General features: G+C 58.3%; 20 protein-coding genes. 14 read left to right on the top strand and 6 right to left on the bottom strand.

Annotated elements, in window-relative coordinates; translation table 11 throughout:
- Positions 1-126 precede the first annotated feature (126 nt).
- Positions 127-1083, bottom strand: coding sequence for a hydroxymethylbilane synthase (gene hemC / locus GOV38_RS07920; RefSeq protein WP_171209043.1), 957 nt, complete (start codon positions 1081-1083; stop codon positions 127-129).
- A 107-nt stretch (positions 1084-1190) separates the two neighbouring features.
- Here hemC and hemE point away from each other — a divergent pair, with 107 nt between their 5' ends.
- The gene (hemE, locus tag GOV38_RS07925; protein ID WP_171209042.1) at positions 1191-2225 is read left to right on the top strand and encodes a uroporphyrinogen decarboxylase; all 1035 of its coding nucleotides are present in this window, start codon (positions 1191-1193) and stop codon (positions 2223-2225) included.
- Between the two features lie 42 nt (positions 2226-2267).
- Here the strand turns inward: hemE and GOV38_RS07930 are convergent, their stop codons facing one another.
- Entirely contained in the window at positions 2268-3395 is a 1128-nt protein-coding gene (locus GOV38_RS07930) for a CaiB/BaiF CoA-transferase family protein (protein ID WP_171209041.1), read from the bottom strand.
- Between the two features lie 152 nt (positions 3396-3547).
- Here GOV38_RS07930 and GOV38_RS07935 point away from each other — a divergent pair, with 152 nt between their 5' ends.
- The 6 genes from GOV38_RS07935 to uvrC all read left to right on the top strand — a co-directional run bounded on the left by GOV38_RS07935 (position 3548) and on the right by uvrC (position 10215).
- Positions 3548-4477, top strand: coding sequence for an ABC transporter ATP-binding protein (locus GOV38_RS07935; protein WP_171209040.1), 930 nt, complete (start codon positions 3548-3550; stop codon positions 4475-4477).
- The gene (locus GOV38_RS07940) at positions 4474-5235 is read left to right on the top strand and encodes an ABC transporter permease (protein ID WP_171100761.1); all 762 of its coding nucleotides are present in this window, start codon (positions 4474-4476) and stop codon (positions 5233-5235) included. Before GOV38_RS07935 ends, GOV38_RS07940 begins: the two co-directional genes overlap by 4 nt.
- 103 nt (positions 5236-5338) lie before the next feature.
- Positions 5339-6136, top strand: a complete 798-nt coding sequence (locus tag GOV38_RS07945; RefSeq protein WP_171209039.1) for a S49 family peptidase — start codon at positions 5339-5341, stop codon at positions 6134-6136.
- Between the two features lie 168 nt (positions 6137-6304).
- The gene (locus GOV38_RS07950) at positions 6305-7267 is read left to right on the top strand and encodes a calcium/sodium antiporter (RefSeq protein WP_171100765.1); all 963 of its coding nucleotides are present in this window, start codon (positions 6305-6307) and stop codon (positions 7265-7267) included.
- Between the two features lie 15 nt (positions 7268-7282).
- Positions 7283-8062 (top strand): SDR family oxidoreductase, encoded by a 780-nt coding sequence (locus tag GOV38_RS07955; protein ID WP_171209038.1) that lies wholly within the window; start codon positions 7283-7285, stop codon positions 8060-8062.
- 290 nt (positions 8063-8352) lie between these two features.
- Positions 8353-10215, top strand: a complete 1863-nt coding sequence (gene uvrC, locus GOV38_RS07960) for an excinuclease ABC subunit UvrC (RefSeq protein WP_171209037.1) — start codon at positions 8353-8355, stop codon at positions 10213-10215.
- Here uvrC and GOV38_RS07965 read toward each other — a convergent pair.
- Positions 10212-11096, bottom strand: coding sequence for a DMT family transporter (locus GOV38_RS07965; RefSeq protein ID WP_171209036.1), 885 nt, complete (start codon positions 11094-11096; stop codon positions 10212-10214). The genes uvrC and GOV38_RS07965 overlap by 4 nt on opposite strands.
- Positions 11097-11275: 179 nt before the next feature.
- On the opposite strand from GOV38_RS07965, the gene pgsA reads away from it, so the two are divergent.
- From pgsA to GOV38_RS07980, 3 genes are read left to right on the top strand one after another with little or no spacing between them, the layout of a single operon-like run.
- Complete coding sequence (gene pgsA, locus GOV38_RS07970; RefSeq protein WP_171100773.1) at positions 11276-11944, top strand: CDP-diacylglycerol--glycerol-3-phosphate 3-phosphatidyltransferase; 669 nt, start codon at positions 11276-11278, stop codon at positions 11942-11944.
- Between the two features lie 2 nt (positions 11945-11946).
- Positions 11947-12192 carry a molybdopterin converting factor subunit 1 gene (gene moaD / locus GOV38_RS07975; protein ID WP_171100775.1) on the top strand — a complete coding sequence of 82 codons (246 nt, stop codon included), beginning with the start codon at positions 11947-11949 and terminating at the stop codon, positions 12190-12192.
- Positions 12193-12196: 4 nt separating this feature from the next.
- Positions 12197-12640, top strand: coding sequence for a molybdenum cofactor biosynthesis protein MoaE (locus GOV38_RS07980; RefSeq protein ID WP_171209035.1), 444 nt, complete (start codon positions 12197-12199; stop codon positions 12638-12640).
- A 6-nt stretch (positions 12641-12646) separates the two neighbouring features.
- Here GOV38_RS07980 and GOV38_RS07985 read toward each other — a convergent pair whose 3' ends face one another.
- From GOV38_RS07985 to ubiA, 3 genes are all read right to left on the bottom strand, one after another.
- Positions 12647-12967 carry a hypothetical protein gene (locus GOV38_RS07985; RefSeq protein ID WP_171100779.1) on the bottom strand — a complete coding sequence of 107 codons (321 nt, stop codon included), beginning with the start codon at positions 12965-12967 and terminating at the stop codon, positions 12647-12649.
- Entirely contained in the window at positions 12968-14878 is a 1911-nt protein-coding gene (locus GOV38_RS07990; RefSeq protein WP_171209034.1) for an OmpA family protein, read from the bottom strand. It abuts the gene before it with no gap.
- A 66-nt stretch (positions 14879-14944) separates the two neighbouring features.
- On the bottom strand, positions 14945-15907 hold the full coding sequence (ubiA, locus tag GOV38_RS07995) for a 4-hydroxybenzoate octaprenyltransferase (protein ID WP_171209033.1): 963 nt from the start codon (positions 15905-15907) through the stop codon (positions 14945-14947).
- Between the two features lie 12 nt (positions 15908-15919).
- Between ubiA and GOV38_RS08000 the strand changes: the two genes are divergently transcribed.
- The 4 genes from GOV38_RS08000 (at position 15920) to GOV38_RS08015 (ending at position 19446) form a co-directional block, all read left to right on the top strand.
- Positions 15920-16645 carry a 16S rRNA (uracil(1498)-N(3))-methyltransferase gene (locus tag GOV38_RS08000; protein WP_171209032.1) on the top strand — a complete coding sequence of 242 codons (726 nt, stop codon included), beginning with the start codon at positions 15920-15922 and terminating at the stop codon, positions 16643-16645.
- Positions 16642-17487, top strand: a complete 846-nt coding sequence (locus GOV38_RS08005) for a GNAT family N-acetyltransferase (RefSeq protein ID WP_171209031.1) — start codon at positions 16642-16644, stop codon at positions 17485-17487. Before GOV38_RS08000 ends, GOV38_RS08005 begins: the two co-directional genes overlap by 4 nt.
- Complete coding sequence (locus GOV38_RS08010; protein WP_171131030.1) at positions 17484-18011, top strand: hypothetical protein; 528 nt, start codon at positions 17484-17486, stop codon at positions 18009-18011. The genes GOV38_RS08005 and GOV38_RS08010 overlap by 4 nt, the downstream gene beginning before the upstream one ends.
- Before the next feature lie 64 nt (positions 18012-18075).
- Positions 18076-19446, top strand: a complete 1371-nt coding sequence (locus GOV38_RS08015; protein WP_171209030.1) for a glutamate--cysteine ligase — start codon at positions 18076-18078, stop codon at positions 19444-19446.
- The last annotated feature ends 26 nt before the right edge of the window (positions 19447-19472 follow it).

Here is a 19472-nt window from a genome sequence, read left to right on the forward strand (position 1 = left end):
AAAACAAAACCGGTCTAAACTCTCGATATTCTGAGACAGACAACACTTCCTGGCTGGTACAATCCCAGATTGCACGAAATGTGACAGCTCTTCAGTGACGAAGTTCACAGATGGTTAAAATTATTTCTATCGCCAATCGAAAAAGTTTGGACCGGCCTTGCTCAACAGCGTCGCCGCCAGGTGCTGGCCCATTTGGGCGGCGTCTTCGATGGGCCCGCTGATCTGTTCGGAAATCGCTTCTGATCCATTCGGGCGCAGGACTTCGCCACGCAAGGTCAATTGGCCCGCGCGCAGTTCAGCAAGGCCAGCGATTGGGGTTTCGCAAGATCCGTCAAGCCCGGCCAGCAAGTTGCGTTCGGCGCTCAGGCGATAACCTGTTTCGGGGTGGTGGATCGCAGAAAGCATCTCGGCTGCGCGTTTATCGTCTGTGCGACGTTCGATCCCGATTGTGCCCTGCGCAATCGCGGGCAGCATTTCGTCGGGCGAGATTGCTGTGGCGGGAAGGTCATCCATCTTTAGTCGGCGCAGCCCGGCCATAGCCAGGAACGTACAATCGGCAACACCATCGGCCAGCTTTTTCAGGCGCGTCTGCACATTGCCACGAAACTCGACAACATTCAGGTCGGGGCGACGGTTCAGCAGTTGCGCCCGGCGGCGCAACGAAGAGGTCCCAACTGTTGCACCGTTGGGCAGATCCTGGATCGCACCCAAGCGCGGTGAGATGAAAGCATCGCGCACATCTTCGCGAGGCAGAAACGTATCCAGTTCCAGACCCTCGGGCTGTTCGACCGGCATATCCTTGGTGGAATGCACGGCGATATCAATGTCGCCGCGCAACATGGCCTCTTCGATTTCCTTGGTGAAAAGACCCTTGTTCCCGATCTCTTTCAACGGCCGGTCCGCATCGATCATCGCGCGGTTGTCACCAGTGGTTTTGATGACCACGATCTCAAAGGCGTCGTCTGGCAGATCAAACGCGGCGCTCAGCCGATCGCGTGTTTCGTGGGCCTGTGCCAGCGCCAGCGGCGAGCCTCGGGTGCCAATTTTCAACGGCGAAGCGGGATCGGGTAGGATCAGTGTCATGGATCAAGCTTTAGTCGCGTCACTTTGCCCTGACAATGGGGCCAGTGCTTGACAAATTGCCACTGAGGCCCGACCCGTGATGTGCAATACTCAGTTCGGGGGCAGGGATGACCAAATCAAAAACGATATTGCGGGCGCTGGCTGGCGAGGTTCAGGATGTGCCCCCGATCTGGATGATGCGACAAGCGGGCCGCTACCTGCCCGAATACCGGGCCACGCGGGCGCAGGCCGGGGATTTTCTGTCGCTGTGTTACAACCCCGAGCTTGCAGCCGAAGTGACCTTGCAGCCAATCCGACGCTACGGCTTTGATGCCGCTATCCTGTTTGCCGATATTCTCCTAGTGCCGCAGGCTTTGGGCGCCGAACTTTGGTTCGTCACCGGAGAAGGCCCGCGCCTGTCCACGATCACGCAGCAATCCGAATTTGATGCTCTGAAACCGGTCGATGAGATCCACGCAACCCTGTCGCCCGTCTATGAAACGGTACGCATTCTGGCATCTGAGTTGCCGGCTGAGACCACGCTGATCGGTTTTGCCGGGGCACCATGGACCGTGGCGACCTATATGATCGCGGGGCGCGGCACACCGGATCAGGGGCCTGCCCATGCGTTGCGTGAAGAAAACGTGGCGCTGTTCGAGGCTTTGCTGGATCGGATCACAGCAGCCACGATCGAATATCTCTCGGCGCAGATCGAGGCAGGTGCCGAGGTGGTCAAAATCTTCGACAGCTGGGCCGGATCACTTAAGGGTGACGATTTCCGCAAATATGCGGTCGAGCCCTGCCGGGTGATCACCCAGGCGATCAAGGCGCGGCATCCAGAGGTGCCCGTGATCGGCTTCCCGCGTGAGGCGGGTGAAGGCTATGTGGGCTTTGCCAGAACCACGGGTGTGGATTGTGTGGCGCTGGACAATTCCGTGTCGCCCGAATGGGCGGCGGAACATGTGCAGGTCGATGGCTGCGTGCAGGGCAATCTGGCCTCTCACCATATGGTGACGGGCGGTCAGGCCCTGGTGGACGAGACGCGCCACATTGTTGAGGCGTTTGGCAAGGGCCCGCATATTTTCAACTTGGGTCACGGGATCACGCCGGATGCGGATCCTGACAATGTACAGCTGATGATCGACACCGTGCGCGGCAGCTAGACAAAAGGGAAGGGGCCAGCCTGTTTTTGGTCTTTGGTCCTCTCAATCCCCGGGGGTTGAGAGGCCAGATGAAGAGGCGGATCGGTCCTTTTCTTCAAGCTCTGCCAGAATTTCGGCAGAGTGTGCACCACGGGTCGGGCTGGGTTTGAGATGCCAGTCATAGGTTGAAAAGCGCGGGGCCGCGGCGGCTTGTGGGACGCCGTTTTCAGTCATCCAGGTCTGACGCGTCTGGTTCATCGGGTGCGCTTGGGCTTCGCGCGGGCTGAGAACAGGGGCGACGCAAGCATCGGTTCCCTCAAACAGATCTGCCCAGTGGTCGCGGGGTTTGGTGGCGAAAAGCCGAGTTAGGCGCGCGCTCTGATCAGGCCAAAGGGTGCGGTCGTACTGAGCGGTGAAATCCGGGTCGTTGGACAGGTTCAAAACCTCTAGAAAACAGGCATAGAATTTGGGCTCGAGGCATTGGACGGACAGGAAGCCACCGTCGGCGCATCGGTAGCATCGGCTCCAATGGGGACCGTCCAGAAGGCTTTCACCGCGGGTTTCAGACAGGTTGCCGCTTTGCGCCAAACTCATCAGTAGATTCATCATATGGGCAGAACCGTCATAGATTGCGGCATCGACCACCGTACCTTGACCGGTTTTTTGGGCCTGTAAGAGTCCGGCGAGGATGCCTGCGACAAGGTACATCGCGCCGCCTCCGATATCGCCGACCAGGGTTGGTGGGGTTTGGGGGATTTGCCCGGGCTGCGACCCGTACCACAGCGCCCCCGAGAGGGCGATATAGTTCAGGTCATGCCCTGCGCGCTCAGATAAAGCGCTGTCTTGTCCCCAGCCTGTCATGCGCCCATAGACCAGTTTCGGGTTCATCTTCAGGCATGCGGCGGGTCCGAGCCCCAGCTTTTCCATCACACCGGGGCGGAACCCTTCGATTAGCGAATCTGCGGTTGCGATCAGGCGTCTGGCGATTGCAAGATCGTCAGGGCTCTTGAGGTCGAGCGCAATCGACCGTTTGCCGCGATCCAGAATGTGCTGGTCGGTCAGGCCAGCCGCGTTGGTGCCGCCCTTGCGGTGGATGGTAATGACGTCGGCGCCCATATCAGCCAGTTGCATCGCAGCGAATGGACCTGGACCCAAGGCCTCAATCTCGATCAAACGTATACCGTTCAGCATTCTCGTCCTCCCAGCTGCCAGGCTGGGCGCTGAGGCAGGGTTTGACAAGGGGAGGCTTGCGGTCGTGTTGGGCCTCGGGCTCGACATGGATCATTTTGGCCTGTTCCGTCCGAGACCTTCGCGATAGGGTCCGGGCCAGAACGAGGGAAGACATGGCAACAATTCTGTCCATCAAGGACCTGCGGAAATCTTACGACGATGGTTTCCAAGCACTGAAAGGTGTGTCACTGGAGATCGAAGAAGGTGAAATCCTTGCTTTGCTTGGACCAAACGGTGCTGGTAAAACAACCCTGATCTCAACAGTTTGCGGTATAACAACACCCACATCAGGCACCGTTACGGTCGGCGGGTATGATATCGAAAACGACTTTCGCGCAGCGCGCAAGATGATCGGTCTGGTGCCACAGGAAATCGCGCTAGAACCGTTCGAAAAGGTTTCGAATACAGTGCGCTTTTCGCGTGGGTTGTTTGGCCATGGCCGAGATGATGCTCGGATCGAAGAAATTCTGACCAAACTCTCCCTGTGGGACAAACGCAAGAACGCGATCAAGGAATTGTCGGGGGGTATGAAGCGCCGGGTGCTGATCGCCAAGGCGCTGGCGCATGAGCCTCGGGTCTTGTTTCTGGACGAACCAACAGCGGGCGTGGATGTCGAACTGCGCAAGGACATGTGGGAGATCGTGGCCGAGCTGAAGCAAAGCGGCGTCACTATCATTTTGACGACTCATTACATCGAAGAGGCTGAAGCGATCGCAGATCGTATCGGGGTCATCGACAAAGGTGAGCTGTTGTTGGTGCAGGACAAAAACAGCCTCATGGCTCAGATGGGGAAAAAACAGATCGAGGTAATGTTAACCGAAGCGATCTCAGCAATTCCCGAAAGCTTGGCCACGCATGACCTGGTGTTGAGCCCAGCAGGGGATGCGTTGATCTATACCTACGACACAAATGCCGAGCGCACGGGGATCACCACCCTGTTGAATGATGTGGCGCAAGCAGGCCTGGTGTTGCGGGATGTGCAAACACGGCAATCCAGCCTTGAAGAGATCTTTGTTAACCTCGTCTCGGGAGAGGCAGCATGAACTGGTCCGCAATTGCTGCCATTTACCGTTTTGAAATGACACGGTTCTTTCGGACATTGGCGCAGAGCTTCATTTCCCCCGTACTCTCGACGTCGCTTTATTTTGTTGTCTTCGGCACCGCAATCGGAAGCCGGATCGAGCAGGTGGAAGGCGTGTCTTACGGGGCTTTCATCGTGCCCGGGCTGATCATGTTGTCCGTGGTGACGCTCTCGATCTCGAACGCGTCCTTTGGGATCTATTTCCCAAAGTTCCTGGGGACGATCTATGAGCTGCTTTCGGCCCCGGTGAATTTCATCGAGATCGTGATCGGCTATGTCGGCGCGGCGGCCACCAAGGCGCTTTTTGTTGGGGTCGTTATTCTGGTGACGGCCACGTTCTTTGTGGAAATAAGGGTCGAGCATCCCATCGCCATGGTAACCTTTTTGGTGCTGACCTGTCTCAGTTTCTCATTGCTGGGGTTCATTGTCGGGATCTGGGCCAGCAATTTCGAACAGATGTCTCTGGTTCCGCAGTTGGTTGTGACACCGCTGGTGTTCCTCGGCGGGACATTTTATTCGATTTCAATGCTTCCACCAGTTTGGCAGACGATCACCCTGTTTAACCCGGTAGTCTACCTGGTTTCCGGCTTTCGCTGGTCGTTCTATGGGTTGGCGGATGTACCGATTGTGTTCAGCCTTCTGGCGATCCTTGGGTTCACGGGTCTGTGCCTTGGCATCATAGGCTGGATCTTCAAAACAGGCTGGCGTATCCGCAGTTGAGCGTTGCATTTTTACCCATGATGAGTGCTATTTTTCTTGAGGGGGTGAATATGCCAGCGGCGTTCCCTTGTTTAAGGACTTGGGGCACTCTACATCGGCACCCATGACGTTCAGCCTGCCATTTCTCAAAAAACAGCCCTGCGTGGCCGTGGTTCGTTTGTCCGGTGCCATCGGAATGGCTGGCCGCAATTCGATGAGTGATGCGTCGCTTGCGCCGGTTTTGGAAAAGGCGTTTCGCAAGGGCAAGCCCGCTGCTGTGGCGCTTGAAGTGAACTCTCCGGGCGGATCGCCTGTGCAAAGTTCTTTGATCGGGGCGCGGATTCGGCGCTTGTCGGAAGAGTTGGATGTGCCCGTCATTGCGTTTGTAGAAGATGTGGCCGCCTCGGGCGGGTATTGGCTGGCCGCGGCCGCTGATGAGATCTGGGCGGATAACAGCTCGGTCCTGGGATCGATCGGTGTGATTTCGTCGGGCTTTGGGGCCCATGTCTTTCTGGCGCGTCAGGGGTTTGAACGCCGGGTGCATACGGCAGGCAAATCCAAATCGATGCTCGATCCCTTCGCGCCTGAAAAGAAAGAGGATGTCGCACGTCTGACGGGTTTGCTGAATGACATCCACGGCAACTTCATCGACCACGTCAAGGCGCGGCGCGGGGATAAGCTGGACCAAAGCGCGGAACTTTTTACCGGCGAGGTCTGGCTGGCGCGGCGGGCGCAGGAACTGGGTTTGATCGACGGGATTGGTCATTTGAAACCCAAGATGCAGGAGCGTTTTGGCGATAAGGTCAAGTTCCGCCGCTATGGGCAGCGCAAGCCGCTTTTGTCGCGTTTGGGTGCGTCGCTGGCACAAGACGCGATAGCAGGCCTTGAGGAGCGGGCGGCCTACGCGCGTTTCGGTTTGTGACGTGATCATCAAGGCGGTCACCTTTTTCTTGATTGGCATGGGCGTGTTGGCGATGTTCGGCAAGCTACGGTTTCCGGGGCAAAAGCGGCTGAGCACGGCCAAATGCCCTCGATGCGGTCGGTTTCGAATTGGCAAAGGCCCCTGCGCCTGTGAAAAGGGAGGCCGCGGATGACGGCGTGGCTGTTTTCAGGCCTTGGGCTGTTGATCCTGTTGTTGGCAGGAGACGCGCTGGTGCGCGGCGCGGTGAATCTGAGCCTGCGCCTTGGAGTGCCTGCGCTGATTGTCAGCCTGACGATTGTCGCGTTCGGGACATCTGCACCAGAGCTGTTGATCGCGATCAGTGCGGTTCAGGAAAACGCGCCCGGCATTGCTTTGGGCAATGTTGTCGGCTCGAACACCGCGAATATCCTTCTTGTATTGGGCCTGCCGGCCTTGTTGGCGACGCTGCACACCAGTGAGTGCGACAGTCGCAAGAACTATGTGTTCATGTTGCTTGCGACGGTACTGTTCATTGCTCTGGCGTTTTGTGGCGTGTTTACGCTGCTTAGCGGCGCGGTTTTGCTGCTGGCCTTGGGGCTGGTGCTGGCAAACGCATTTCGCGAAGCTCATGCCCATCGCAAAGCCTGTGGCGAAGCCTGCGCGGATGATGATGAGTTGGAAGGTCTGGATGAGGCCGATCCAAACATGCCCTATTGGAAGCTGTCGGTTTATCTGGTTCTGGGTCTGATCGGTTTGCCCGTCGGGGCGCATCTGTTGGTGGAAAACGCAACCGTGATCGCCCGGGTGTATGGTGTCAGCGAGACTGTGATTGGCCTGACCTTGGTTGCAATCGGTACGTCACTGCCCGAATTGGCGACAACGGTCATGGCCGCTTTGCGTCGTCAGGCGGATGTGGCGTTGGGCAATGTCATCGGCTCGAACATGTTCAACCTGCTGGCCATTATCGGCATTGCAACGCTGTTTGGTCGGATCCCGGTGGACCCAGAATTCTTGCACTTTGACCTTTGGGTCATGCTTGGGGCCTCGCTTCTGTTGCTGCCCTTTGTGTTCTTCAAACAAGATATCACACGCACTTGGGGCTTGGTTCTGACCGCGCTATATGCAGGCTATATCGTTATCCTTCTAGCCTGATTACGGAGATCTGCGATGACCCGAGCATTGGTGACTGGCGCCGGAAAACGGCTCGGTCGGGCCATGGCGCTCTATTTGGCGCGTCGAGGAATGGATGTGGCGGTCCACTATGCAACATCAACGGACGAGGCGTACGAAACCGTTGCTGAAATCCGAGCATTGGGTCGATCATCAACTGCCTTGCAGGCGGATCTTTTGGATGAGGGACAGATCGCTCAGTTGCTGCCGCAAGCGTCCGAAGCCCTGGGCGGTCCAATCACCTGTTTGGTGAACAACGCATCGATCTTTGAGTACGACAATATTCAGACCGCGACGCGTGAAAGCTGGGACCGGCACATCGACAGCAACTTGCGCGCTCCCTTTGTGCTGACACAGGCAATGGCCCGGCAAGGGCTGAAGCCGGAAACAGATGAGATGAACGAGCCGGTGGCAACCGGTCTTATCGTCAACATGGTCGACATGCGTGTTCGTAAGTTGACGCCCGAATTCATGACCTACACCATTGCCAAGATGGGGCTGTGGGCGCTGACCCGTACGTCTGCGCAGGCCCTGACACCAGCCATTCGGGTCAATGCAATCGGTCCGGGCCCAACCTTGCAAGGCCACCGACAGAGCGAGATCCATTTCAAGTCGCAGCGCGAAAATACCATCCTCGAGCGTGGAGCGAATCCCTCGGACATAACCGCTGCGCTGGGCTATTTTCTGGACGCTCCAGCAGTCACAGGACAGCTTATTTGCGTGGACGGAGGCCAGCATCTGGGCTGGCAAACTCCGGATGTCATGGGTGTCGAATAGCGTTTGGGGACCGAAGTTTTGCACCGCTCTCGGTTCTGTTACAAACGCGTTACAAATTTGTCTTTTTTTTCATACACTTGTTCGGAAGGTGAAAAAGTTTTGCATTAAATCAATGGCTTACATTTGTGCTTATTTTTTGAGCAAATCGGCGAACAGGTCATAAATCAAGGGAAAATCCCAAAGCTTACAAAGTTATCTGCACACTTATCCACAGAAGTCGTGGATTTGTTTACTCTTGATCTAAACGGCACAAGATTGCAGCCACATGCAGAGAATCATATCCCAGTAACATGACTACCCAGAGCGATTCCCCCCAGACTGGCTATGCCCGCATTCAGCGTTATGTGAAAACCCTGGACAGCTCGCCAGGTGTGTACCGAATGCTGGATGCCGACAGCCGGGTTCTTTACGTTGGCAAGGCGCGCAATCTGAAGGCTCGGGTGTCGAATTACACGCGGCCCGGTCATTCAGGGCGGATCGAAAAGATGATCGCTGCGACCGCATCGATGATGTTTCTCACCACCCGGACCGAGACCGAGGCGCTGCTGCTGGAACAGAATCTGATCAAGCAGCTCAAGCCGAAATACAACGTGCTGCTGCGGGATGACAAAAGCTTCCCCAACATACTGGTTGCCAAGGATCACGCCTTTCCACAGATCAAGAAACATCGCGGAGCCAAGAAGGAAAAGGGCGCCTATTTCGGTCCCTTCGCCAGCGCGGGTGCGGTGAACCGGACGCTGAACCAGTTGCAAAAGGCATTCCTGCTGCGAAACTGCTCGGATTCCATGTTCGACAGCCGCACGCGGCCGTGCCTGCTCTATCAGATCAAACGCTGTTCAGGGCCCTGTGTCGGGCTGATCTCGGAGGAGGACTACCGTGAAAGCGTCCGCGATGCGGAACGGTTCCTGTCGGGCCGGTCGACCAAGGTACAAGAGGATCTGGCCGAGCAGATGATGGTCGCGTCTGAGGCGATGGAGTTCGAGCGCGCAGCAGGTTTGCGCGACCGCATCCGTGCGCTGACGCAAGTGCAGACCAGCCAGGGCATCAATCCGCGCGGCGTGGCCGAGGCGGATGTGATCGGCCTCTATATGGACAGTGGACAGGCCTGTGTGCAGGTCTTCTTTATCCGGGCGAATCAGAACTGGGGGAACAAGGATTTCTATCCGCGCGTCGGGCCGGATGTGTCACCTGCCGAAGTGATGGAGGCCTTCCTTGGCCAGTTCTACGACAACAAGGAGCCGCCGCGGCAATTGATCCTGTCAGACGGGATCGAAAACGCGGATCTGATGCAAGACGCGCTGAGCGAAAAAGCCGGACGCAAGGTTGAGATCCTTGTGCCGCAACGTGGCGAGAAACAGGAACTGGTGGCTGGTGCTCTGCGTAACGCGCGCGAGTCTCTGGCACGGCGCATGTCGGAAAGTGCGACGCAGGCCAAGCTGTTGCGCGGGGTGGCCGAGGCCTTTGACCTCGACAGCCCGCCAAGCCGGATCGAAGTGTATGACAACTCGCACATCCAAGGCACCAACGCCGTGGGCGGTATGATCGTGGCTGGCCCGGAAGGGTTTATGAAAAACACCTATCGCAAGTTCAACATCCGGGGCGATGACCTGACACCGGGCGACGATTTCGGCATGATGAAAGAGGTTCTGACCCGCCGGTTCACGCGCCTGCAAAAGGAGGACCCGGATCGTGACAAGGGGCTGTGGCCCGATCTGTTGCTGATCGACGGTGGGGCCGGTCAGGTCAGTGCCGTGCATGAGATCATGGTGGAGCATGGCGTCGAAGACATCCCGATGGTCGGCGTAGCCAAAGGCATCGACCGAGATCACGGCAAAGAAGAATTCCACCGCATTGGTCAGCGACCGTTTGCGTTGAAACGCAATGATCCGGTGTTGTATTTCGTTCAGCGCCTGCGGGACGAAGCCCATAGGTTCGCCATCGGCACCCACCGCGCTAAGCGCGCCAAGGCAGTTGGGGCGACACCGTTAGACGAAATCCCGGGCGTCGGCGCGGCGCGCAAACGCGCTCTGCTGGCGCATTTCGGAAGCGCCAAGGCGGTCAGCCGGGCCAATCTGGCAGATCTGAAAGCGGTCGAGGGGATATCAGCCGGGCTGGCGCAGAAGGTTTACGACTTTTTCCATGACAAGGGCTAGGCGCGCCGCCCGCGCCAAAGGATGTAAAGCCCCGATGCGACAATCAAACCGCTGCCCAGCCACATGGTTTGGTCCAGCCGTTCGCCAAAGAAGATCACGCCCAACGCAACGCCAAACAAAAGTCGGGAATAGCGAAAGGGTGTCACGGCAGAAACTTCACCCGTGCGCATCGCTTTCATCAAAGATGAATATGCGATCGTGCCAAGACCAACGGCACAGGCCAGAGATATGCTGGTATAGATCTCTAACGGTGCGGCTGGCACCTGTTCCCAAAAGCGAAAGGCCAACCCAGCGATGATGACGCAGACAAAACCGTAAAACCCCAGCACCTCGGTTCCAAGGCTGGCCGGTGCTGCGCGGCTGGCCAGATCTCGTCCGGCAAAGCCCAACATTCCCAGGACGGCCAGCAACGACAACAAGGTGAAACTGTCGCCGGTTGGCTGGATGATGACAACGACACCGATAAGGCCAACGAAAATGGCGCTCCACCGTCGCCAACCAACGGTTTCGCCAAACAACAGCGCCGCGCTTGCAACAACGACAAGCGGTGTGGCCTGCAGGATTACGGTGGCCGAGGATAACGGCGTCAGCGTTATGGCCAGCACGTAGAACAGCCGACCCAGAATCTCGAACACGGCGCGAATTTTCATAGCGCGTGACATCACATCTGATTGGAACAACCGCGTCCCGCGCGCACCGGCAACACATGCAAAAATGACCGCTCCACCTGTGCCGAATAACACCAGGATTTGCCAGATCGGCAGCGCGGTCGCGGCTGCTTTGAGGAATGCGTCTTCCAAAGCAAAGCAGGCCATCGCGCCAATCATCCACGCACTGCCGATCAGGTTTGAACGTGCGTCGGTCTGAATATTGGGGGTCATGTTCAACGGTTTTGCCTTGCCACCAGTTCGACGGCAATCTGACGCCAATTCGATCCGACGCCAAGGGGCAAATGGATGTGCTTGGCTGTTCCGACAGCATGGACCAAGCGTCTGGGATTGGTGCAGATTTTTGCTTGCGTGGCTTTCCTGTCCAATCCCGCCGATGTAGAGTTCGCCCTATGAAGTGGAACTTGCCGAATATCCTGACCGTTTTGCGTTTGCTGGCCGCGCCCGGTCTGGCCGTGATGTTTTTGTATTTCACTCGGCCTTATGCCGATTGGTTCGCTCTGATCCTGTTTCTGACTGCCGCGATCACCGATTGGTTCGATGGATATCTTGCGCGGGCGTGGAAACAGGAAACCAAGATCGGCGCCATGCTGGACCCTATTGCCGACAAAGCCATGGTGGTCATCGCGCTGATGATCATCGTTGGCTATTCGCAAGACAGCTGGACCCCATGGCTGGTTCTGCCCGCGACAGTGATCCTGTTTCGTGAGGTCTTTGTCTCGGGCCTGCGGGAATATCTGGGGGATGTGGCGGGCACGCTGAAGGTCACGAAATTGGCAAAATGGAAAACCACCACGCAGATGGTGGCCATCGCTGTGCTATTCTCGCAGGGCATTTTTGAACATTACGCAGTTATGGCCAGCTTTGGTATGGATGCCGCGCTGGTCGAACAAGTTCTGTCCGGTCAGGTCGAGGATGTGAACGGATTGCGTTGGAACGCCAACGGCATGTATTGGTCGGGCCAGATCGGTCTGTGGCTGCTCTTACTGGCGGCAGCTCTGACATTGATCACCGGCTATGATTACCTACGTAAGGCCTTGCCGCATCTGAAGGAGAGCTAGGGATGGACGTGCTGTATTTTGCCTGGGTACGCGAACGGATCGGCCTGCCGAAAGAACGGATCGAAACACAGGCAGCCACGGTAGGTGATCTGGTGGCTGAACTCAGCGCCCGCGAAGATCGCTATGCTGCGGCCTTTGCCGATCTTTCGGCCCTGCGTGTGGCACTGGATCAGGAGCTGTCGGACTTTGATGCGCCCCTGGCTGGCGTCCGCGAGGTTGCGTTCTTCCCACCCATGACGGGCGGTTGATCTGATGCGTATCGCGGTTCAGGAAGCCCCGTTCGATCTGGGGGCCGAGGCAAATGCCTTCGCCGCGGGCGATAACGCAAACGGAGCTATCGTGACCTTCACCGGCGTCGTGCGTGATCTGGCTTCGGGCGACATGGATGTGATGGAAATCGAGCACTATCCCGGCATGACCGAACGCGCGCTGACCAAGATTGCTGAGGATGCGATGGCGCGGTGGTCTTTGGGGGACGTTCTGATCATCCACCGCCACGGACGACTGGCCCCAGGTGACCGAATCATGATGGTCGCGACAGCCTCACCCCACCGCAAGGACGCGTTTGAGGCGGCAGAGTTCCTGATGGATTACCTCAAATCCCGCGCACCGTTCTGGAAAAAGGAAATCACACGCGCAGGCGCTGAATGGGTCGCCGCCAAAGACGAGGACGAAGACGCGCTGAGCCGGTGGTAGACGCGGTCAATCCGCGTTGTTCAGACGTTCGCGCAGTTCTTCGGCCTCTTGGCGTGTAGTACGCAGGCCTTCCATGGCGGCGGCCAGTTCGGCTTCGACCTGGCTGAGCTGGTTGGACAGTTCCGCCTCGCGTTGTTGCAAATACGTGATCGCCTGATCGCGGGTTTCTTCGGCTTCGTGCAACTCCTGGCTCATGCGGTCCAGATCGGCCACGTCGCTTTGCCGGACGCGGGACAGGCGGTGGGCCAGCCAGTTGGCGAACCAACCCATGCAAAAGGCGGCAAACAGGATGACGGCGGTGGCGATGATGAATTCTTGGCGGTTCACTTATTGATCTCCTGCATCCGGATCCGCGTCCTCGGTAGTCTCTTCCGGGGCGTCGGTGTCTGCCTCCATCGCCTCTAGCGCGGTTTCGGTCGATTCGATGGATTCGGGCCGGATCAGCCGGAATTCGATCCGCCGGTTCTCTTCCCGCCCTTCTTCGGTGTCGTTGTCGGCGATGGGCTGAGTTTCACCATAACCGACCGCAGAATAGCTGGAGGTCGGGATACGCCGCCCGCGCAGCTCGTTCAGGATCGATTGCGCCCGGGCCTGGCTGAGCTGCTGGTTCATTTCTTCCCGGCCCTGACTGTCGGTATGGCCCTGAATTTCCAACCGGATCGGGCCGCATTCGCGCAGGATATCCGCAATCTGATTAACGGTATCGCGCGAGGTTTCGGAAATGGTGGCCGATCCCGGTTCAAAGGCGATCTTCGCACCAGTCTGAACTTCGGCGATCTGTGCTTCACAGAGCTCGGGGTCGGGCAGAGCGTCTTCGGGCTTTGGCGGCTCGACATAGGTGATCGACAGGGTGAAGTCCTGAGCATCGCCCAGTTTTTCTGAAAGCAGGCCCGCGATTCGTGCCCGGGCTCCTTGGTCGTGGGTTATGCCGGATAGATCCAGGGTGTCGGGCGTCACCGTCAGCGCACCGTTATTCAATTGAGCCAATGCCTCGAGCCCGGCCAACACGCGGATGGGCCAGTCTGGCGGCAAATCAGGTGCGATGCGGGTGGCCGTATGGACCTGTTCAAAGCCAAAGGCTGCGCGCGAAAAGCTGTCGGTCATGTCGCGCAGGGTTTCATCACCGACCCGACCGCGCAGCTGAACCAGGCCTTCGGGGCTGCGCGTGGCGGAAAACTCGGGTGGGCCGACTTGCTCTTCGACCTCGGGCTCGGGAAGAACGGCATGCAGGGCAAAGACCGATGGCAGCGCGTTTTCCAGCTCGCCCACCACGCGGTCGAACTGGGCGGGGTTTGTGCCCTTGGCTGCGATCAGGGTGATGTCAGCGTCGGACAGGGTGACCGAGCCCCGGCCCAGTTCTTTCACCGCGTTTATGCTTTGCACGCTGGCCAAGGCCCAATTGGGCGAGGGCACGCCCAGCCCGATCGTGCAGCTATAGGTTTCATCCATACCCGCGTTTTGCGCTGCCTGAACAATCGCATCGCGCGCAACCTCGTCCTGGGCTGAACAGGCGTCGAACCTTGCGCCATTGTCGTCGATCAGAAAGCGAAGGGTGAAAGGCGTGATGACAGGGCGTGGAGCCGAGATTGACAGGCCCAGCCGCAAGCTGGGCGGCGCGGCACGCGTGAGTTCCTGTTCAAGCCGGTCCTTCTCGCGTTGGCTTTCTGCAATCGCGGTGATCCTGACCAGACCGGGGCTGGCCGAAATCTTGGCACGCGGCAAACGGATCAGGGATGAAACCGCATAGTCGATGGCCTCGTCCCAGCCTTTGGGCACCGGATAGTCAGCGCTTTCCATAAGGTCGGACACGGATGTGCCGGGGGCCACCGCATTCAGCCGTTCGACCAGATCGCCACGCGCCATAGCACCGGGGACAAGCCCGATGATCGAGATGCCGCTGTCATTGCGCAGGATTTCGGCGGAAAAGCGTGGCGGGGTCAGATCGGCAGTGGGTTCGACTTCCATTTCGTCTATGACGCGCGAAGTGTCGACCTCGCGCCCTGCAGAGGTCAGGGCGGCAAAACGGGTTGCTTCATCGGGGGCGGTCCCGGTCAGAACAACGCGCAACCCGTCAGATTGCACCTCGGCCCAATCGTGACCGTCCAGGTTCAGGGCGCGACGAACGGCAAATTCGGATTCTTCCTCGATCTTGGTGACCGCGTATCCGGCCCCGACATATGACAGAGCCGCGGATAGCGCGAATATCACAATCGCAACGATGAAATACGGCAGTCGCATGTGATGAACCGAGTCTCCCCCTAACGGATGGACCGCACTCATATATCCACGCGCGTCGGGGTGCAATCAAAGCAGCAGGGCAATGCAGAAGAAGATCAGCGGAATTAGGCCGGTGTCGCGATTGGCGCGAAACAGTTGCAGCAGTTTGTCGTTGTCTTCGATGTCCAGGCCGCGCAATTGCCAGGCCAGATGCCAGCCCATGGCCCAAGGCCCGGCCAGCGCCAAAAACAGGGCAGGGCCCGAAGCCACGTTCAACCCTGCATCAATGACCGCCAGCGCCATGCACGTCACCGTTGCCACCAGAAAGTACTTGAGCCACTTGGCGGTATCCGTTCCGAAAAGGCGTGCGGTGGATTTGATGCCGACAAGCTCATCATCTTCGGCGTCCTGATGGGCATAGATCGTGTCGTAGAACAGTGTCCAGGCGATGCCCGACAGATACAGCATGATCGCCGGGGATCCGACCGTTCCGGTATGCGCCGCCCAGGCCAACAATGCGCCCCAGTTGAAGGCCAGGCCCAAAAACACCTGCGGCCACCAGGTAAAGCGTTTGGCAAACGGATAGAGCGTAACCGGCAACAGGGACAGCACGCCCATGGCAATGGCGGCCTGATTGAAGGTCAGCAATACACCCAGCGCCAGCAGACATTGCAGCACCATCCAGATCACCGCCTGACGTACACTCACCTGCCCCGAAGGGATGGGACGCGACCGTGTGCGTTCGACCTGTCCGTCAAACTCGCGGTCAGTGATATCGTTCCAGGTACAGCCCGCGCCGCGCATCAGGAAGGCTCCGATGGCGCAGCCAATGGCGATCCAGATGTCCTCGAACCGTGCCGCGCCGTCGCTGAGAATGGCCAGTGCCAAGCCCCACCAGCATGGGATCAGCAATAACCATGTCCCGATGGGCCGGTCCGCCCGGCTGAGCCGCAGATAGGGGCGGCTGAACGCAGGGGCGTATCGGTCAACCCAATTGTCGGGCACCGCATCAGCGACTTGACCATCTGGTGTTGGGGCATTGCCTTGCATATGTAAGGCCTCATGAGTGCAAAAGTCAGACTGTATGTAGATCAGCCACTTGGGGCAGGGCAATCCGTTCCTTTGTCGCGTGACCAGGCGCATTACCTGTTTGGGGTGATGCGTCTGACCGTGGGTGCCTCGGTTTCGGTGTTCAACGGAAAAGACGGTGAATGGCTGACCGAGGTTGCCGAGGCTGGAAAGCGCGCTGGCCTTTTGACGTGCCAAACGCAAACCAAGCCGCTGCAATTGCCACCGGATCTTTGGTTGCTGTTTGCGCCAATCAAGAAAGCGCGCACCGATTTTATCGTTGAAAAAGCGGCGGAAATGGGCGCTGCGCGCATCCTGCCCGTACAGACTGAGTTCACCAATTCGGAACGCATCCGCCAAGATCGCTTGCAGGCGCACGCGGTTGAAGCTGCCGAGCAATGCGGTGGCACCTATGTGCCCGAGGTGGCTGCGCTGGAACGGTTGGATCGCCTTCTTGACACATGGCCCGCAGGCCGCCAGTTGATGTTCTGCGATGAGGCCGAGGCGGGTTCGGCCCTACGCCTCGCCGCGCGCGAGAAAGGCCAGCCCTGGGCCATTCTGATCGGGCCGGAAGGCGGGTTTTCCGACCTTGAACGCTCGCGGCTGACCGGCTTGCCTTTTGCCCATGTGGTCAGTCTGGGCCCGCGCATCCTACGCGCTGACACAGCCGCAGTGGCGGCGATGACCTTATGGCAGCAGGCTTTGGGAGATTGGGCATGATCCGCGAAGCAGTACCCGCGGATGCACCTGCGCTTGAAGATTACCTATCGCAGTATCCCGAGACGTCGATGTTTCTGCGCAGCAACCTGTCGCAGCACGGGGTCGGGTTTGGTGCCTCTGAACACTCCTCCCGGTATTTCATCTGGGGCACGGGTCAGATCGAAGGTGTCTTTGGCTTGACAAAAAAGGGTTACCTGATGGCTCAGCTGCCCGGATGCGAGCCCGAAGCCGCTGCGGGTTTTGCCAAGGCGATTGCGGGCGAAACGGTGTTGGGCATGACCGGAGTGGCGCCACAGGTTCAGCTTACACTCGACGCATTGGGTCTTGGTGGCGCGGATTATCGATTGTTCGATGACGAGCCACTCTATCGGATTGACCTTCAGAAAGCGCCAGATTGCGCAGCTCCGGCGCGGACTCTGATACCGACAGATGCACCTTTGATCGAAGCATGGTTCGCCGACTATTTTGCCGATACCGGGCAAGCGAATGGGGAAGAGGCACAGACCATGGCCGTGGCTCGGTTCCAATCCGAATTGCAAGGGCAGCGTACCATCGTTCTTTTGGAGCAGGACAAGCCGGTTGCAATGGCGGCGGTCAACGCATCTGTCGCAGATCAAATCCAGGTTGGCGGAGTATTTGTGCCGCGCCACGACAGGACACGTGGATTGGGCCGTCAGGTCACGCTTGCCCTGATGAAAAGGGCCCGATCCCAAGGTGCGCGCTGGGCTATATTGTTTGCCAACAACCCGCCCGCTGCCCGCGTCTATGAGGCAATCGGGTTTCAGCAGGTGGGCTGGTACCGGATTGCCCTGTTGCAGAATCCAGAACAGGTGATGACATGAGTTTTATTCGACCCGAAGCCAAAATGGCCTTGTGGCGCTGGCGCGAAGTTCTGGCAGCCGGGGTTGTCCTGATCGTTGGCCTCAGCTGGATTTCCGGTCCCGGTGGTTTGTTGGGTTGGTTGGGCTGGGTCTTGGTTGCAGTCGCGATTGCTCTTGCGGTCATCGGTTTTCAACGCGTGCGCTTTCGCACCGGTGCCGGTGGGCCGGGCGTTGTCACAATAGATGAAGGCCAGATCACCTATCTGGGTCCGCTCAACGGAGGCATCATCGCAGCACGCGAAATCGAAAGGCTGGCGCTGGATCCCACCTTCAGTCCGGCCCATTGGATTCTCGAACAAGACGGTCAGCCGACGGTTCACATTCCTGTGAATGCTGAAGGGGCCGAAGCTCTGTTCGATGTGTTTTCCAGCCTGCCGGGGCTGAAAACCGAGCAAATGTTGTCGGAATTGAACGGCGGCGCGTTGCATCCGGTGATCATTTGGGAACGCAGGCCATCGCGCCCACCCCATTTGACCCTCCATTGACACTTGGTTCATTTGAGCCCACCACTGGCCCAAAGACAGACACAGCAGGATCGGAGCACGGTTCATGTCCATCCCTCAGTCCGGCGGCGGTCCGATCGAACGCCATGAACAACTGGCCGAATATCTGGAATCGGGGTGCAAGCCCAAGCAAGATTGGCGCATCGGCACCGAGCACGAGAAGTTCGGCTATTGCAAGGATACGCTCAAGCCGCTGCCCTATGAGGGCAAACGCTCGATTCTGGCGGTATTGCAGGGCCTGCGCGACTTGCACAGCTGGGAGCCGCTGGAAGAAAACGGCAAGCTGATCGGCCTGCAGAAAGACGGGGCCAATGTCTCGTTGGAACCTGGTGGTCAGCTGGAGCTGTCTGGCGCGCCGCTGGAAACGATCCATGAGACCTGTGACGAGGTGAACGCCCATCTGCGCGATGTCAAAGACATCTCGGACAAGATCGGTGTGGGCTTTATCGGGCTGGGCGCAGCACCGATCTGGTCTCATGAAGACATGCCGTTGATGCCCAAAGGGCGTTATCTGCTGATGAACGACTATATGGAGAAAGTCGGCACTATGGGCCGTGCCATGATGCGCCGGACCTGCACCGTTCAGGTCAATATCGACTTCGGGTCCGAGGCCGACATGGTGCAGAAACTGCGCGTTGCGTTGGCTTTGCAGCCGGTGGCAACCGCTCTCTTTGCCAATTCGCCGTTCTTTGAAGGCAAGCCCAACGGTCAGAAAAGCTGGCGCAGCTATATCTGGCGGCATCTGGATGATGCGCGCACCGGGATGCTGCCCTTTGTTTTCGAAGACGGTTTCGGGTTCGAACGCTGGGTCGAATACGCGTTGGATGTGCCCATGTATTTCGTCTATCGCGACGGGAAATATATCGACGCGTTGGGTCAGTCCTTCCGGGATTTCCTTGAGGGTAAACTGCCCGCTTTACCCGGCGAGACACCTACGCTGAGCGACTGGGCCGATCACCTGACCACCGCTTTCCCTGAAGCGCGGATCAAGAAGTTCATGGAGATGCGCGGCGCAGATGGTGGCCCGTGGCGCCGCCTGTGCGCCTTGCCGGCCTTTTGGGTTGGTTTGACCTATGATCAGGGTGCGCTGGATGCAGCCTGGGATCTGGTCAAAGGTTGGGATGCGGAAACCCGCGAGGAGCTGCGCGTTCAGGCCGCGACCCATGGTCTGCAGGCGCAGGTGGGTGGCCTCAACATGCACGATCTGGCTCGCGAAGTGGTCAGTATTGCCGATGCGGGGTTGAAAGCCCGCGCACGCCCCGGTGCCGGGGGATTGGTGCAGGATGAGACCCATTTCCTGAACGCGCTGAAAGACAGTATCGAAACCGGTCAGGTTCCGGCGGATGAGCTGCTTGAACATTATCACGGCGACTGGAACGGTGATCTGACCCGGATTTATCCTGAATACAGTTACTGAGCCGTCTGCGCCGGGTTGCATTCACA

Source organism: Ruegeria sp. HKCCA5839 (assembly GCF_013035585.1).
Lineage (GTDB): Bacteria > Pseudomonadota > Alphaproteobacteria > Rhodobacterales > Rhodobacteraceae > Ruegeria.

What these genes read in the sequence shown, in the direction of transcription:
- hemC (WP_171209043.1), bottom strand. Translation starts at nt 1,083, where the DNA reads ATGACACTGATCCTACCCGATCCCGCTTCGCCGTTGAAAATTGGCACC.
- hemE (WP_171209042.1), top strand. Translation starts at nt 1,191, where the DNA reads ATGACCAAATCAAAAACGATATTGCGGGCGCTGGCTGGCGAGGTTCAG.
- GOV38_RS07930 (WP_171209041.1), bottom strand. Translation starts at nt 3,395, where the DNA reads ATGCTGAACGGTATACGTTTGATCGAGATTGAGGCCTTGGGTCCAGGT.
- GOV38_RS07935 (WP_171209040.1), top strand. Translation starts at nt 3,548, where the DNA reads ATGGCAACAATTCTGTCCATCAAGGACCTGCGGAAATCTTACGACGAT.
- GOV38_RS07940 (WP_171100761.1), top strand. Translation starts at nt 4,474, where the DNA reads ATGAACTGGTCCGCAATTGCTGCCATTTACCGTTTTGAAATGACACGG.
- GOV38_RS07945 (WP_171209039.1), top strand. Translation starts at nt 5,339, where the DNA reads ATGACGTTCAGCCTGCCATTTCTCAAAAAACAGCCCTGCGTGGCCGTG.
- GOV38_RS07950 (WP_171100765.1), top strand. Translation starts at nt 6,305, where the DNA reads ATGACGGCGTGGCTGTTTTCAGGCCTTGGGCTGTTGATCCTGTTGTTG.
- GOV38_RS07955 (WP_171209038.1), top strand. Translation starts at nt 7,283, where the DNA reads ATGACCCGAGCATTGGTGACTGGCGCCGGAAAACGGCTCGGTCGGGCC.
- uvrC (WP_171209037.1), top strand. Translation starts at nt 8,353, where the DNA reads ATGACTACCCAGAGCGATTCCCCCCAGACTGGCTATGCCCGCATTCAG.
- GOV38_RS07965 (WP_171209036.1), bottom strand. Translation starts at nt 11,096, where the DNA reads ATGACCCCCAATATTCAGACCGACGCACGTTCAAACCTGATCGGCAGT.
- pgsA (WP_171100773.1), top strand. Translation starts at nt 11,276, where the DNA reads ATGAAGTGGAACTTGCCGAATATCCTGACCGTTTTGCGTTTGCTGGCC.
- moaD (WP_171100775.1), top strand. Translation starts at nt 11,947, where the DNA reads ATGGACGTGCTGTATTTTGCCTGGGTACGCGAACGGATCGGCCTGCCG.
- GOV38_RS07980 (WP_171209035.1), top strand. Translation starts at nt 12,197, where the DNA reads ATGCGTATCGCGGTTCAGGAAGCCCCGTTCGATCTGGGGGCCGAGGCA.
- GOV38_RS07990 (WP_171209034.1), bottom strand. Translation starts at nt 14,878, where the DNA reads ATGCGACTGCCGTATTTCATCGTTGCGATTGTGATATTCGCGCTATCC.
- ubiA (WP_171209033.1), bottom strand. Translation starts at nt 15,907, where the DNA reads ATGCAAGGCAATGCCCCAACACCAGATGGTCAAGTCGCTGATGCGGTG.
- GOV38_RS08000 (WP_171209032.1), top strand. Translation starts at nt 15,920, where the DNA reads ATGAGTGCAAAAGTCAGACTGTATGTAGATCAGCCACTTGGGGCAGGG.
- GOV38_RS08005 (WP_171209031.1), top strand. Translation starts at nt 16,642, where the DNA reads ATGATCCGCGAAGCAGTACCCGCGGATGCACCTGCGCTTGAAGATTAC.
- GOV38_RS08010 (WP_171131030.1), top strand. Translation starts at nt 17,484, where the DNA reads ATGAGTTTTATTCGACCCGAAGCCAAAATGGCCTTGTGGCGCTGGCGC.
- GOV38_RS08015 (WP_171209030.1), top strand. Translation starts at nt 18,076, where the DNA reads ATGTCCATCCCTCAGTCCGGCGGCGGTCCGATCGAACGCCATGAACAA.